The 12,517-nt window shown below is 63.4% G+C and carries 11 protein-coding genes and 1 tRNA gene; 8 read left to right on the top strand and 4 right to left on the bottom strand.

What is annotated here, in order from left to right; translation table 11 throughout:
• Positions 1–176 precede the first annotated feature (176 nt).
• Both parC and GCT13_RS11710 read right to left on the bottom strand, forming a co-directional pair.
• Positions 177–2,495, bottom strand: a complete 2,319-nt coding sequence (gene parC, locus GCT13_RS11715; protein WP_152758032.1) for a DNA topoisomerase IV subunit A — start codon at positions 2,493–2,495, stop codon at positions 177–179.
• 76 nt (positions 2,496–2,571) lie between these two features.
• Positions 2,572–4,557, bottom strand: a complete 1,986-nt coding sequence (locus GCT13_RS11710) for a DNA topoisomerase IV subunit B (RefSeq protein ID WP_152758029.1) — start codon at positions 4,555–4,557, stop codon at positions 2,572–2,574.
• A gap of 298 nt (positions 4,558–4,855) precedes the next feature.
• On the opposite strand from GCT13_RS11710, the gene GCT13_RS11705 reads away from it, so the two are divergent.
• Both GCT13_RS11705 and GCT13_RS11700 read left to right on the top strand, forming a co-directional pair.
• Positions 4,856–5,224, top strand: a complete 369-nt coding sequence (locus tag GCT13_RS11705) for a nucleotidyltransferase family protein (protein WP_152758027.1) — start codon at positions 4,856–4,858, stop codon at positions 5,222–5,224.
• The gene (locus tag GCT13_RS11700) at positions 5,221–5,541 is read left to right on the top strand and encodes a HepT-like ribonuclease domain-containing protein (RefSeq protein WP_321574292.1); all 321 of its coding nucleotides are present in this window, start codon (positions 5,221–5,223) and stop codon (positions 5,539–5,541) included. The genes GCT13_RS11705 and GCT13_RS11700 overlap by 4 nt, the downstream gene beginning before the upstream one ends.
• A 66-nt stretch (positions 5,542–5,607) precedes the next feature.
• Here GCT13_RS11700 and GCT13_RS11695 read toward each other — a convergent pair whose 3' ends face one another.
• Entirely contained in the window at positions 5,608–7,533 is a 1,926-nt protein-coding gene (locus GCT13_RS11695; RefSeq protein WP_152758025.1) for an ATP-binding cassette domain-containing protein, read from the bottom strand.
• A 239-nt stretch (positions 7,534–7,772) separates the two neighbouring features.
• Complete coding sequence (locus GCT13_RS11690; protein ID WP_152758023.1) at positions 7,773–8,174, bottom strand: DUF4399 domain-containing protein; 402 nt, start codon at positions 8,172–8,174, stop codon at positions 7,773–7,775.
• Between the two features lie 272 nt (positions 8,175–8,446).
• Between GCT13_RS11690 and GCT13_RS11685 the strand changes: the two genes are divergently transcribed.
• The 6 genes from GCT13_RS11685 to GCT13_RS11655 all read left to right on the top strand — a co-directional run bounded on the left by GCT13_RS11685 (position 8,447) and on the right by GCT13_RS11655 (position 12,467).
• Positions 8,447–8,638, top strand: coding sequence for a rubredoxin (locus GCT13_RS11685; RefSeq protein ID WP_407670772.1), 192 nt, complete (start codon positions 8,447–8,449; stop codon positions 8,636–8,638).
• Between the two features lie 110 nt (positions 8,639–8,748).
• Positions 8,749–8,823: transfer RNA gene (locus tag GCT13_RS11680), tRNA-Arg, on the top strand.
• A 494-nt stretch (positions 8,824–9,317) separates the two neighbouring features.
• The gene (locus tag GCT13_RS11670) at positions 9,318–9,608 is read left to right on the top strand and encodes a hypothetical protein (RefSeq protein ID WP_152758018.1); all 291 of its coding nucleotides are present in this window, start codon (positions 9,318–9,320) and stop codon (positions 9,606–9,608) included.
• A gap of 472 nt (positions 9,609–10,080) precedes the next feature.
• Complete coding sequence (locus GCT13_RS11665) at positions 10,081–10,404, top strand: hypothetical protein (protein WP_152758016.1); 324 nt, start codon at positions 10,081–10,083, stop codon at positions 10,402–10,404.
• Positions 10,405–10,722: 318 nt separating this feature from the next.
• Positions 10,723–12,021 carry a DNA (cytosine-5-)-methyltransferase gene (gene dcm / locus GCT13_RS11660; RefSeq protein WP_321574290.1) on the top strand — a complete coding sequence of 433 codons (1,299 nt, stop codon included), beginning with the start codon at positions 10,723–10,725 and terminating at the stop codon, positions 12,019–12,021.
• Positions 12,021–12,467 (top strand): very short patch repair endonuclease, encoded by a 447-nt coding sequence (locus GCT13_RS11655; protein ID WP_152758012.1) that lies wholly within the window; start codon positions 12,021–12,023, stop codon positions 12,465–12,467. Before dcm ends, GCT13_RS11655 begins: the two co-directional genes overlap by 1 nt.
• Positions 12,468–12,517 lie beyond the last annotated feature (50 nt).

Here is a 12,517-nt window from a genome sequence, read left to right as displayed (position 1 = left end):
CGCTGATTTCTTTTGTATTGCGCCGTGAGAGACCCCGCTCACGGTTTTCGCCAAGGCGCGCGTCAGCAAAGCACACTGCAATGACGCGTGCCGCAGCGAAGATAGTACGGCCAGACGATCATGCCGTGCGCGGTGAATGAAGCCTGCACATTCCCCGCGCTCACACGGCTTACTCCTTATTCGCCCAGCACCGGACGCAGCGACGTCACCTTCAGCTTCGTGTCCGGCGCGCGTCCCTTGCGGGCGCGCTTGCCGACATGCGGGGCGAGCGCCTTGCTCGACAGCTGTTCCTCGGAAGGCTTGTTGCGGTAGATGCCTTGCAGCACGACGCCCGCATCGTTGATCGCGAGCGCCTGCGTCAGCGCTTCGTTCGGATCGAGCGCCACCAGCGTCACGCCGCGTCCGCCGCCCGACAGCGTCTTCATCTCGTCGAGACCGAACACGAGCAGACGCCCGCCGCCCGACAGACACGCGACCTGCGTAGCGTCCGGCAGCATCGGCATCGGCACGAGCGGCGTCGCGCCTTCGTCGATCGTCATGAACGCCTTGCCCGCCTTCACGCGGCTCACCATGTCGCCGACCTTCGCGATGAAGCCGAAGCCGTTCGACGATGCCAGCAGCAACGCCTGGTCCGCCGATGCCGCGAAGTAATGCATCAGGTGCGTGCCCGATTCGAGCTCGATCAGCGACGTGACGGGAACGCCGTCGCCGCGTCCGCCCGGCAGCTGCGAGACGGCCACCGAATACACGCGACCCTTGCTGCCCCACGCGATCAGCGTATCGGGCGTGCGGCACTGGAACGCGGCATAGAGACCGTCGCCCGCCTTGAACGTGAAGCCGGCCGGGTCGAGCCCATGACCCTTCAATGCGCGCACCCAGCCCTTCTGCGACACGACGACCGTCACCGGCTCGTCGACCACGCGCGCTTCGAACGTCGCGCGCTTTTCCTGCTGGATCAGCGTGCGGCGGTCGTCGCCGAATTGCTTCGCGTCCGCTTCGATTTCCTTGATCAGCAGGCGCTTCATCGCCGGTTCGCTGCCGAGCAGTTCTTCAAGCTTCGCTTTTTCGTCGCGCAGCTCGGACAGTTCCTTCTCGATCTTGATCTTCTCCAGGCGTGCCAACTGACGCAGCCGGATTTCAAGGATGTCCTCGGCCTGACGATCAGACAGACCGAACGCCTGGATCAGCGCTGCCTTCGGCTCTTCGGATTCGCGGATGATGCGGATGACTTCGTCGATGTTCAGAAAGACGATCATCCGGCCTTCGAGGATGTGAATCCGGTCGTTGACCTTACCCAGACGATGCTGCGAACGGCGCGTGACGGTCGTGAAGCGGAAGCCGACCCACTCGTGCAGCATCTCGGCAATGCCCTTCTGACGCGGACGGCCATCCGAGCCAACCATCACGAGGTTCAGCGTCGCGTTCGATTCGAGGCTCGTATGGGCGAGCAGCGTGTTCACGAACTCCGTCTGATCGATCGTGCGCGACTTCGGCTCGAACACGAGACGCACGGGCGCATCCTTGCCCGACTCGTCGCGCACGGCATCGAGCAGGCCAAGAAGCGTCTGTTTCGTCTGCAACTGTTCGGGCGTCAGCGACTTCTTGCCGAGCTTGATCTTCGGATTGGTCTGCTCTTCGATCTCTTCGAGCACCTTCTGGCCGGACGTGTTCGGCGGCAGTTCGGTGATCACGAGCTGCCATTGGCCGCGCGCGAGGTCTTCGATCTTCCAGCGCGCGCGTACCTTAAGACTGCCGCGCCCCGTCTCATACGCCTGCGAGATTTCCGCTTCGCTCGAAATGATCTGGCCGCCGCCCGGGAAGTCCGGGCCAGGGATGTACTGCATCAGTTCGGCGTGCGTGATCTTCGGATGGCGGATCATCGCAACGGCGGCCGCCGCAACCTCGCGCAGATTGTGCGACGGAATTTCCGTCGCGAGACCGACCGCGATACCCGACGCGCCGTTCAGCAACACGAACGGCAAACGCGCGGGCAACAGCTTCGGCTCTTCGAACGAGCCGTCGTAGTTCGGCATGAAATCGACGGTGCCCTGGTCGATTTCATCGAGCAGCAGTTTTGCGATCGGCGTCAGACGCGCTTCTGTGTAGCGCATCGCCGCCGCGCCGTCGCCATCGCGCGAGCCGAAATTGCCCTGGCCGTCGATCAGCGGATAGCGCATCGAGAAGTCCTGCGCGAGACGCACGAGCGCGTCGTACGCCGACTGGTCGCCGTGCGGGTGATACTTGCCCAGCACGTCGCCGACGACGCGCGCCGACTTGACGGGCTTCGCGTTGTCGCCGAGACCCATCTCGTTCATCGCATACAGGATGCGACGCTGCACGGGCTTCTGGCCATCGCTGACATCGGGCAGCGCGCGGCCCTTCACCACGCTCACCGCATAGTCGAGATACGCGCGTTCCGCGTAGTTGCCAAGCGTCAGGACATCGCCCTCGGGCGCTGCCGGCTCGGCAAAAAGATCGGGAGTGTTGTCGTCCATCTAGATTCCGTGTCCTTGTTCGGCGGCGCGCGCTTCGTGCTTCACATGCATTCGCTGGCACGAAGCGCAGCGGCGCTCAGATATCCGCTTCGACCTGGTTGCCCTTCTCTTCGAGCCAGCTACGGCGCGACGCCGCTTCGCCCTTGCCCATCAGCATCGTCATGCGCGCGACGGTCGCGTCGAAGTCGAGTTCGCCGAGCGCGACGGGCGACAGGCGCCGCGTGTCCGGGTTCATCGTCGTGTCCCATAGCTGCTCGGCGCTCATTTCGCCGAGGCCCTTGAAGCGGCTGATCGTCCATTGCGATTCGCGCAGGCCGTCCTTGCGCAGCTTGTCGAGAATCGCTTCGAGTTCGCCTTCGTCGAGCGCGTACAGCTTCTGCGCCGGCTTCTTGCCGCGCGCGGGCGCATCGACGCGAAACAGCGGCGGACGCGCGACATGCACGTGCCCGCGCTCGATCAGCTGCGGGAAGTGCTTGAAGAACAATGTGAGCAGCAGCACCTGAATGTGCGAACCGTCGACGTCGGCATCGGACAAGATACAGATCTTGCCGTAGCGCAGATTGGACAGATCGACGACGTCATCCGGGTTGTGTGGATCGACACCGATCGCCACAGAAATGTCGTGCACTTCGTTGTTGGCGAACAGACGATCGCGCTCCGTTTCCCAGGTGTTCAGCACCTTGCCGCGCAGCGGCAGAATGGCCTGATATTCCTTGTCGCGGCCCATCTTCGCGGAGCCGCCCGCCGAATCGCCCTCGACGAGGAACAGCTCGTTGCGGCCGATTTCCGTCGATTCGCAATCGGTCAGCTTGCCCGGCAGCACGGCGACGCCCGAACTCTTGCGCTTCTCGACTTTCTGGCCCGCGCGCGTGCGGGCCTGCGCCTGTTTGATGACGAGATCGGCGAGCTTCTTGCCGTGCTCGACGTGCTGGTTCAGCCACAGTTCGAGCGCGGGACGCGCGAACGACGACACCAGCTTCACGGCATCGCGGCTATTCAGGCGCTCCTTGATTTGCCCCTGGAACTGCGGGTCGAGCACCTTGGCCGAGAGCACGAACGAAACGCGCGCGAACACGTCTTCCGCGAGCAGCTTCACGCCTTTCGGCTGCAGGTTGTGCAACTCGACAAAGCTCTTCACGGCCTGGAAGAGGCCGTCGCGCAGACCCGCTTCGTGCGTGCCGCCCGCCGGCGTCGGAATCAGATTGACATAGGACTCGCGCGTGAGGGGGCCTTCTTCGCTCCACGCGACGACCCACGCCGCGCCCTCGCCCTCCGCGAACGTCTCTTCGTTCGAGCGCGAGCTTTCCGCGTAGCGCTCGCCTTCGAAGAGAGGAATCAGCAGGTCGCTGCCCGCCATGCCTTCCATCAGATAGCCGCGCAGACCGTCTTCGTATTTCCAGCTTTGGCGCTCGCCCGTTTTCTCGTTGACGAGGATGACCTCGACGCCCGGCAGCAGCACGGCTTTCGAGCGCAGCAGGCGTTGCAGTTCGCCAAGCGGCAAGTTAGGCGAATCGAAGTATTTCGGATCGGCCCACGCGGTCACGCGCGTGCCGGATTTCTTGTCGGTCCTGGCCGCGGCGCGCACCTGCAGCGGCTTGATGACGTCGCCGTGCGAGAAAGTGAGTTCGGCGACCTTGCCGTCGCGCCACACGGTAACGTCGAGGCGCGTGGACAGCGCGTTCGTCACCGACACGCCGACGCCGTGCAGACCGCCCGAGAACGTATAGGCGCCGCCCGCAGCCTTGTCGAACTTGCCGCCTGCGTGCAGGCGCGTGAAAACGATCTCGACGACGGGGACGCCTTCTTCCGGATGCAGGCCGAACGGAATGCCGCGGCCGTCGTCTTCGACGGACACGGAATGGTCGGCGTGCAGCGTGACGGTGATCTGACGGCCGTAGCCGCCGAGCGCCTCGTCGGACGCGTTGTCGATGACTTCCTGAATGATGTGCAGCGGGTTTTCGGTGCGCGTGTACATGCCGGGCCGCTGCTTGACCGGCTCCAGGCCCTTGAGCACCTTGATCGATGCTTCGCTATAAGCGGCGTTAGGCTTTTTCGTTGACATGGCTCGTTCGGGTCCGTCGGTTCATCGTTGTCCACATGTCTTGTGGACATGTGCGTGGACAATGCGTTGAGTTTTCAAAAAAAGCGAAACGAAACAACGGAGTGTGTGCGCTGCGCGACTTGCGTGCAGCGGCAGGTTGCTTTGCCTTTCTGCTTTCCGCGATTTTCCATCATGCCCGGTTACGGACGATACGCTGAAACGACCGTAGGAAGCAGGTTCGCGGGTATTTTACTGATTTCGATGCGCGGGGCAATTTAGACGGAAGATGTAGGACGGTTGGCAGGGGCGATTTGTTTGTATGTACACAAAGATTGCACGCCACTGTTGTCACCAAAATCTGCATATTGGTGTCAACCTGAGTCCCTGGAGCGTCAACGTGAGACCTTCCAATGCAATGCGCCAACATCGAACCGAGATCAGAAGCATCGTCGCGGAAAACCACGCCTGCAATGCACGCGTGTTCGGTTCAGCCGTCACAGGCGACGACCGCGAGGACAGCGATCTGGATCTGCTCGTCGATCCAACGCCCGAAATGACGCTGTTCGACATCGCACGCATTCAGCGGCAGCTTGAAGCGGTGCTTGGCGTGTCGGTCGACGTGTTGACGCCATTGGCGCTGCCTGAGTCATTTCGCGCACAAGTTATCAGTGAGGCGGTGCCGGTGTGAAGAAAAATGACTTGCGCATCGCCGACTACCTTGACCATATGCTGGAAGCGATCACCAAAATCCAGCGTTACACACATGGCATGGATGTCGATGCCTTTCATGCCAATTCACTCGTCCAGGACGGCGTGAGATGCAATCTGCAGATTATCGGGGAAGCGGCCCGCAACGTTGAGCGAGACCACGCCCATTTCGCCGCAGCACATCCAGACATGCCATGGGAGTTGATGTACCTGATGCGCAACCGCATTTCGCATGGCTACTATTCGGTCGATGTGGGCGTCCTCTGGCAACGGTGGTGCGCGATCTGCCGGGTCTGAAGCAGCAACTTGCCCAAATCCGGCGGCCGACGCCCTGGCTTTTTTCCGGGCGCGGCCACCTCGCGTTCACTTCCCCTTGCTCTCCAGCTCATCCCATCTTTCAATCGCCACAAGCAGTTCGTCTTCGATCACCGCATAGCGCTCCGTCAGACGCGCGCCTTCCTGCGCGTCCTTCACGAAGATCGAGCCATCCTCGATTTGCGCGGCGATCGTCTTCTGTTCGGCTTCGAGCGCCGCAATCCGGTCGGGCAATGCTTCCAGCTCGCGTTGTTCCTTGAACGAAAGCTTCACCGTGCGCTGCGCGTTGCGGCCCGCCGCGCTTTCCTTCGGCGCGGCCTCCTTCTGCGGCTCTTTGGGCGCGTCCTGCTGCGCGATCCGCTCGGAACGCTCGCTTTGAATCTGCCAGTCGGTGAAGCCGCCGACGTATTCGCGCCACTTGCCCTCGCCTTCCGACGCAATCACCGACGTCACGACGTTGTCCAGAAACGCGCGGTCGTGACTGACCAGCAGTACGGTGCCTTCGTAGTCCGTCAGCAGTTCTTCGAGCAGCTCCAGGGTTGGAATGTCGAGGTCGTTGGTCGGCTCGTCGAGCACCAGCACGTTCGCGGGACGCGCGAAGAGACGCGCGAGCAGCAGCCGGTTGCGCTCGCCGCCCGACAGCGACTTCACAGGCGAACGCGCGCGCTCCGGCGCAAACAGGAAGTCGCCGAGATAGCTCATCACATGCTTTTTCTGGCCGTTGATCTCGACCCAGTCGCTACCTGGGCTGATCGTATCGGCGAGACTCTTTTCGGGGTCGAGCTGCGCGCGCATCTGGTCGAAGTACGCGACCTGCAGATTGGTGCCGACGCGCACCTCGCCCTCGTCCGGCTGCAGGTCGCCGAGAATCAGCTTGAGCAGCGTTGTCTTGCCAGCGCCGTTCGGACCGACAAAGCCGATCTTGTCGCCGCGCATGACCGTCGTCGAGAAGCGGTCGACCACCGCGCGCGCGCCGTAGCGTTTCGTCACGTCCGTGAGTTCGGCGACGATCTTGCCGGACTTCTCGCCCTGCCCGACGTCGAGCTTCACGTTGCCCTGCACGTTGCGGCGTTCCGCCTGCTCCTTGCGCATCTGCACGAGCCGTGCGATGCGGCCGACGCTGCGCGTGCGCCGCGCCTCCACGCCCTTGCGAATCCACACTTCTTCCTGGGCAAGCAGCTTGTCGAATTTCTCGTTTTCGACTCGCTCGACTTCGAGCTGCTGCGCCTTGCGCGTCTGATACGCGGAGAAATTGCCCGGATACGACAGCAGCCGCCCGCGATCCAGTTCGACGATGCGCGTCGCGACGCGATCGAGAAACGCGCGGTCGTGCGTGATGAACAGCAGACCCGCGCGCTGCGCGATCAGCAGTTCTTCGAGCCAGCGAATGCCGTCGAAATCCAGGTGATTGGTCGGTTCGTCGAGCAGCAGCACATCCGGCTGCACGACGAGCGCGCGGGCCAGCGCGACGCGCTTCTGCATGCCACCCGACAGCGAGCCGACGCGCGCGTCGCCGTCGAGCCCGATCTGCGCGAGCGTCGTCGCGACGCGCGTGCGCCAGTTCCACGCGTCCGTCGCATCCAGCGACGATTGCAGCGCGTTCATCCGCGCGAGCAGCGCGTCGTGCTGCGCGCCTTCCGGCGTTTCTGCAAGCTCGTGCGCGACCGCGTTGTATTCGTCGAGCAGCGCGCTTGCGTGCGCGAGGCCCGCCGCGACCGTGTCGAACACCGACACGTCGGCGTCGAACTCGGGTTCCTGCGGCACGTAGACCGTCACGAGATCTTGCTGGCGCGTGATCAGGCCGTCGTCCGGCTTGGCCAGTTCGGCGACGATCTTCAGCAGCGACGACTTGCCCGCGCCGTTACGGCCGATCAGCCCGACGCGCTCGCCGGCTTCGAGTGAGAAATCCGCGTGATCGAGCAGCGCGACGTGGCCGAACGCCAGTTGCGCGCCCGTAATGGTGTAAAGCGACATGGAAAAATGAGGAAACCAGCGATGAGTCGGAAGCGCTCATTGTACCGGTCGATGGCGCCGACACTGAGGCGATACGGCCCGGCACGATGGCATAGGACGAATCGCATGGGCGTCGGCTGCGGCAACGCACGGACCACGAGGTCCGCGTCTTGCTCGAAGGCTCGAGACGCACGAATGCAGCGGCAAGCGCCAACCCGAGGCTGGCGTCGCAAGTGCGAGCGCTGCATTCGCGCCGATGCTTACTTCACGTCAATCGTGATGGTCTTGCTCATCTCCGGACCGTACGAACGATGCGCGCCGTCGCCGAAATCGAGCGTCAGCGTATGGTCGCCCGGCGGCAGCGTGAGTTCCGTTTCCGTCTGGCCCTTGCCGAAGTGGAGCGACTTGTCGTTGGCGGGAATGACCGCACCCTTCGGCAGCGGCTGGCCGTCGACGATCAGATGGTGGTGCCCCGTGCCCTCCGTCATCGTGCCGGCGGGCGCGACCTTCATGCCGTCGACGGCAAACTTCACGTGGACGGGATTGCTCACGGTCGCGCCGTCCTTCGGCTCGACGAAGGAGACGCTTGCAGCATGCGCCACGCCCGACACGACCAGCATGCCCGCGCACGCCGCGCCGGCCAGCCATCTGTAGTTCAGCATCGTTTTCCTCCTTGTTGAAAGTGACTCGAGAGGCGCGAGGCGCACCGACGTGTGCCCGCCGCGCAAAGCGGCGCCGCAACCGAAGGATAGTCATTCGCACCGGTCCGCACACAAGCCTGTTAGTCCGCCGCCTGCGCCTTCGCATTGATTTAGAACGATAAACGGAACGGGAGGCTCAAGCCTTCCAGCGAATTCCGGTAATATTGCGGATCGCCGCCGGGCGCCCAATAAAGGGGCAGAGCTGTGCGGATATTGCGTTGAATCGATGAAGAGTGTGTGTCGTGAGTGAAGTGATCGAATATAAGAGCTGGGTCTGCCTGATTTGCGGCTGGATCTACAACGAGGAAGAAGGTTTGCCCGAAGAAGGCATTGCGGCCGGTACGCGTTTTGCCGACATCCCGGATGACTGGCGCTGCCCGCTGTGCGACGTGGGCAAGGCGGAATTCGCAGTCGTCGAGTTCTGAGCGGATCGACGGGCATCGATATCGCGCCGATGTGGCGCTGATCCGCGAACGCCCCCGCCAGTCTCCGAAGCGTTCCGTCGTGCGTTATACTCTGCGCTCGTCGGCGGCTCCTCCCCGTAGTTCAATGGATAGAACGAGTGCCTCCTAAGCGCTAGATACAGGTTCGATTCCTGTCGGGGGGACCAGACACCAGTTCGGTGACGGAAAACGCGCCAATAAAAAACCCGCAACGGCTCACGCTGTGCGGGTTTTTTTTATTGGCTGCAATGCCTGCGTCGCATCGGACGCCGAGACTTCGACAGCGATGCGCCGTCTAGCGTCGGCGCGAGATCCGAACCGTCGCCAGTTGCTGTTGGTCCCGACGATCGAAGAATCGGGCCAGCGCGAACAGCGACGCAGCCGCCAGCGGCCAAAGCACAAAGAAAGTAACGAGCATGATCGGCTCCAAAAGCGAAATATCTGGCTTGAGTCTACCGGCTCGCGGCGCGGAGAGAATTACCGGAATTGCCAAAACACTGTTCCCTTTTTGATAGCAAAAGGGGCGCGTCGCTGCAGACGACGGCGTGGCGCGGATCGTGCGGCGGTTTCGCGGGCCGCACGCGTTCGGTCGGCCTCGACCGCACGTGACAAAATCACGCACCTTGCGCAACGCGCGCCAGGACTACGAAGGACACTTTCCATGGACATCAACAAGCAAGTCGCCGCCCTCACCGCTTCCGAACTGCAAACAGCGGGCGCAAGCCAGGCGACGGCCATCGCCGTCAGCGTGCTGCTGCGCCATCTGAGTTCGCCCGAGTTGTCGAAGCTGCTGAACTCGGCGTTCGAGAATCATCAGGCGGTGATGCTGCAAACGCCGTGGCCGGAACAGATGCTGCAAGCGTTCGAAGCGACACGACGGTTCCTCGAAGGCGCTGCCGCCCAGCCACCCGCCAGCCCGACGAATCCAGCCAATCCCGACGCGCCGGCCTGACACACCGCCCAGCGGCGTGCTGCCCCGGTTGCACCGCTCAGACGCGCCGGCAGCCTGTAACGCAGCGAACCAGCTAACCCGCCCGAGCCGCCTCCGGCGCGAGGCGGCATGAATTGCCACGCGCGCCATCCTGCGCCCGACGCCCGTCTGCCCCAGCCTCAAATCCCTGCGCTGCCGACCAGTGTGCGCTGTCCCACCCAACCCGCCATTTGTCTGACGACGAGCGGGCGGCATCCTCATATTATTTCGTCACTCCTCCGATACGTCAGGTTGAAGCGATGCGCTACCCATACAACCTCGCTGTCGCTGCTGGCCTGATGATCGTCGTGCTCACGTGCAGCCTCGCGCTGGCGCTGACTTGAGTCGACCAGGCAGCGCAGGCGAATGCCGCCCACAACGGCGCGCTGGCTGGACCGAAAAAAATATTTCCACAGAACCCTAAAGTTTTCCTGGCCCCTGCCGTAGAGCGGGCATGGACAACTTCCTCACTTCATCGGCGGGATCGTTCAAATCGACTCTGATCGATCAGGACATCGCGCACATTGCCCGCGTCATGCGGCCTTCAATGCACGGTGACCTGGGTGGGGCAATTCTCCCAGCCGCCTATTGGCGAAAGCGGCTCTTCGAGCTGCTCGATGCCGAGCATCTGACCAACTCGCAACTTTGCGCAGTCGACGACTTGCTGCTGCAACTCGACGACCTCTGCGCGAAGGAACTGGCGCCCCTGCCGGTGGCGACCGCGCAGCCCGCGGCCTCGCGCGACGCGAACCGGCATCGCGTGCGCCGTCGGCGCTGAGCGCGCGAGTGCGACGACGAGTGTGGCCACAAGCGGCTGGCAGCCCAGCCGCAGGGTGAACGCGCCCCGCGCATTTGACATTGGTTGACCCGCCACGCGCGTCCATCCACGATGCTGCTCGCGGCAGCGCGAACACCCGGCGGCACGGCGACAGCGTGAGCTGGCGCGCCGCCGGGGCTGCCCCTTCCCGTGTCATCGTGTCATCGCCGCTGTCAAAACATCCAAGCTGGGTATTTTCTCCGCCGACCGCGCCACGACCGCAAATTGGGGACATTAATAGGTCATAATGTCCGCAAAAATACCCAGCAAAGGACTCCTGTGACCCAGGCTTCGCCGCTTGACCTGCTAAAGCAGGCGCGCACCCGCTTCACACAAAAAGAAATCGCCGCGCATGTCGGCAAGGACATCAAGACGGTGCGCCGCTGGGAAAAGGGCGAAACGCCTTGTCCCGCGATGCTCGAACCGTCACTGCGGGCACTGCTGTATTCCACGGCTGGGCAAGGCATCTCGCCATCAACGGGCGATCATTCGTGCCTGCGCTTCATCGACCTGTTCGCGGGCATCGGCGGAATCCGCATGGGCTTCGAGACACACGGCGCACAGTGCGTGTTCACGAGCGAGTGGAACGATTTCTCGCAGAAGACGTATCGCGAGAATTTCCGCGACGAGCCCGCGCAACGAGAGGGCGCCGGGCAACACACGCTGATCGGCGACATCGTCACCTTTCCCGCCGACGACGTCCCCGCACACGACATCCTGCTCGGCGGCTTTCCGTGCCAGCCGTTTTCGATCGCGGGCGTCAGCAAGAAGAACGCGCTCGGCCGCCCGCACGGCTTCGAGTGCGCGACGCAGGGCACGCTATTTTTCGACGTCGCGCGCATCATCGCCACGCGCCGCCCGGCCGCGTTTCTGCTCGAAAATGTTAAGAACCTGCTGTCGCACGACAAAGGCCGCACGTTCGACGTAATCCTGCAGACGCTGCGCGACGAGCTCGGCTACGAAGTGCACTATCGCGTGATCGACGGCGCGCATTTCACGCCGCAGCATCGCGAACGGATCATCATCGTCGGCTTTCGCGGCAAGACGTCGTTCACCTGGGACGATCTGCGCCTGCCTGAAGAAGGTCCGCGTCTCGCGTCGATCCTGCACAGGACGGACGGCACGGAGCCCGTTCTGCCATGGGATAGCGAGCGTTTCTTCGATCACGCCGCCCGCCACGTTCAACCGAAGTACACGCTGACGCCCAAGCTCTGGACCTACCTGAAGAACTACGCGGACAAGCATCGCGCTGCCGGCAACGGCTTCGGCTACGGGATGGCGTATCCGCAAAGCGTGACGCGCACGCTGTCGGCGCGGTATCACAAGGACGGCTCGGAAATTCTCGTCTATCAGGGCGAGCGGCAGCGCCCGCGCCGTCTGACACCGCGCGAATGCGCGCGCCTGATGGGCTTTCCCGACACATACCGCATTCCCGTCAGCGACACGCAGGCGTATCGCCAGTTCGGCAACAGCGTCGTGGTGCCCGTGATGCGCGAAGTCGCGCGGATCATGCTGCCGCACGTGCTGGCGCTCACGCGCGCGGCGCACGCCGATGCCGCGGTGGAGCTGGCCGCCTGATGATCGATATCGTCGATGCCGCCACGCGCAGCCGGATGATGTCCGGCATTCGCGGACGCAACACGAAGCCCGAGGTCCTGATCCGCAGCCTGCTGCATCGGCGCGGCTTCCGCTTCCGGCTCGACGCGCGCGATCTGCCCGGCCGTCCCGACATCGTGCTGCCGCGCTACCGCGCCGTGATCTTCGTGCATGGCTGCTTCTGGCACGGTCACGACTGTCATCTATTCAAATGGCCGCAGACGCGCCCGGACTTCTGGCGCGAAAAAATCGGCCGCAACCGCGCCAACGATGCGAAAGCCCAAACCGCGCTGCTCGACGGCGGCTGGCGCGTCGCGACGGTGTGGGAATGCGCCTTGCGCGGAGCGAACCGGGATATCGACGGCGTTCTGCAACGGCTCATCGACTGGCTGCATGGCGACGCGCCGCTGCACGAGGAACGCGCCTGACGCACCGTTTGTTACGGCATTTGCCGCGCCACTTGCCGCATCGCCAGCGA

Source organism: Paraburkholderia franconis (assembly GCF_009362735.1).
Taxonomy (GTDB): Bacteria; Pseudomonadota; Gammaproteobacteria; order Burkholderiales; family Burkholderiaceae; genus Paraburkholderia; species Paraburkholderia franconis.
The sequence above is the reverse complement of the archived record's forward strand: the minus strand, read 5'-3'. Positions and strand labels throughout refer to the sequence as shown.

What these genes read in the sequence shown, in the direction of transcription:
- parC (WP_152758032.1), bottom strand. Translation starts at nt 2,495, where the DNA reads ATGGACGACAACACTCCCGATCTTTTTGCCGAGCCGGCAGCGCCCGAG.
- GCT13_RS11710 (WP_152758029.1), bottom strand. Translation starts at nt 4,557, where the DNA reads ATGTCAACGAAAAAGCCTAACGCCGCTTATAGCGAAGCATCGATCAAG.
- GCT13_RS11705 (WP_152758027.1), top strand. Translation starts at nt 4,856, where the DNA reads ATGTACACAAAGATTGCACGCCACTGTTGTCACCAAAATCTGCATATT.
- GCT13_RS11695 (WP_152758025.1), bottom strand. Translation starts at nt 7,533, where the DNA reads ATGTCGCTTTACACCATTACGGGCGCGCAACTGGCGTTCGGCCACGTC.
- GCT13_RS11690 (WP_152758023.1), bottom strand. Translation starts at nt 8,174, where the DNA reads ATGCTGAACTACAGATGGCTGGCCGGCGCGGCGTGCGCGGGCATGCTG.
- GCT13_RS11670 (WP_152758018.1), top strand. Translation starts at nt 9,318, where the DNA reads ATGGACATCAACAAGCAAGTCGCCGCCCTCACCGCTTCCGAACTGCAA.
- GCT13_RS11665 (WP_152758016.1), top strand. Translation starts at nt 10,081, where the DNA reads ATGGACAACTTCCTCACTTCATCGGCGGGATCGTTCAAATCGACTCTG.
- GCT13_RS11655 (WP_152758012.1), top strand. Translation starts at nt 12,021, where the DNA reads ATGATCGATATCGTCGATGCCGCCACGCGCAGCCGGATGATGTCCGGC.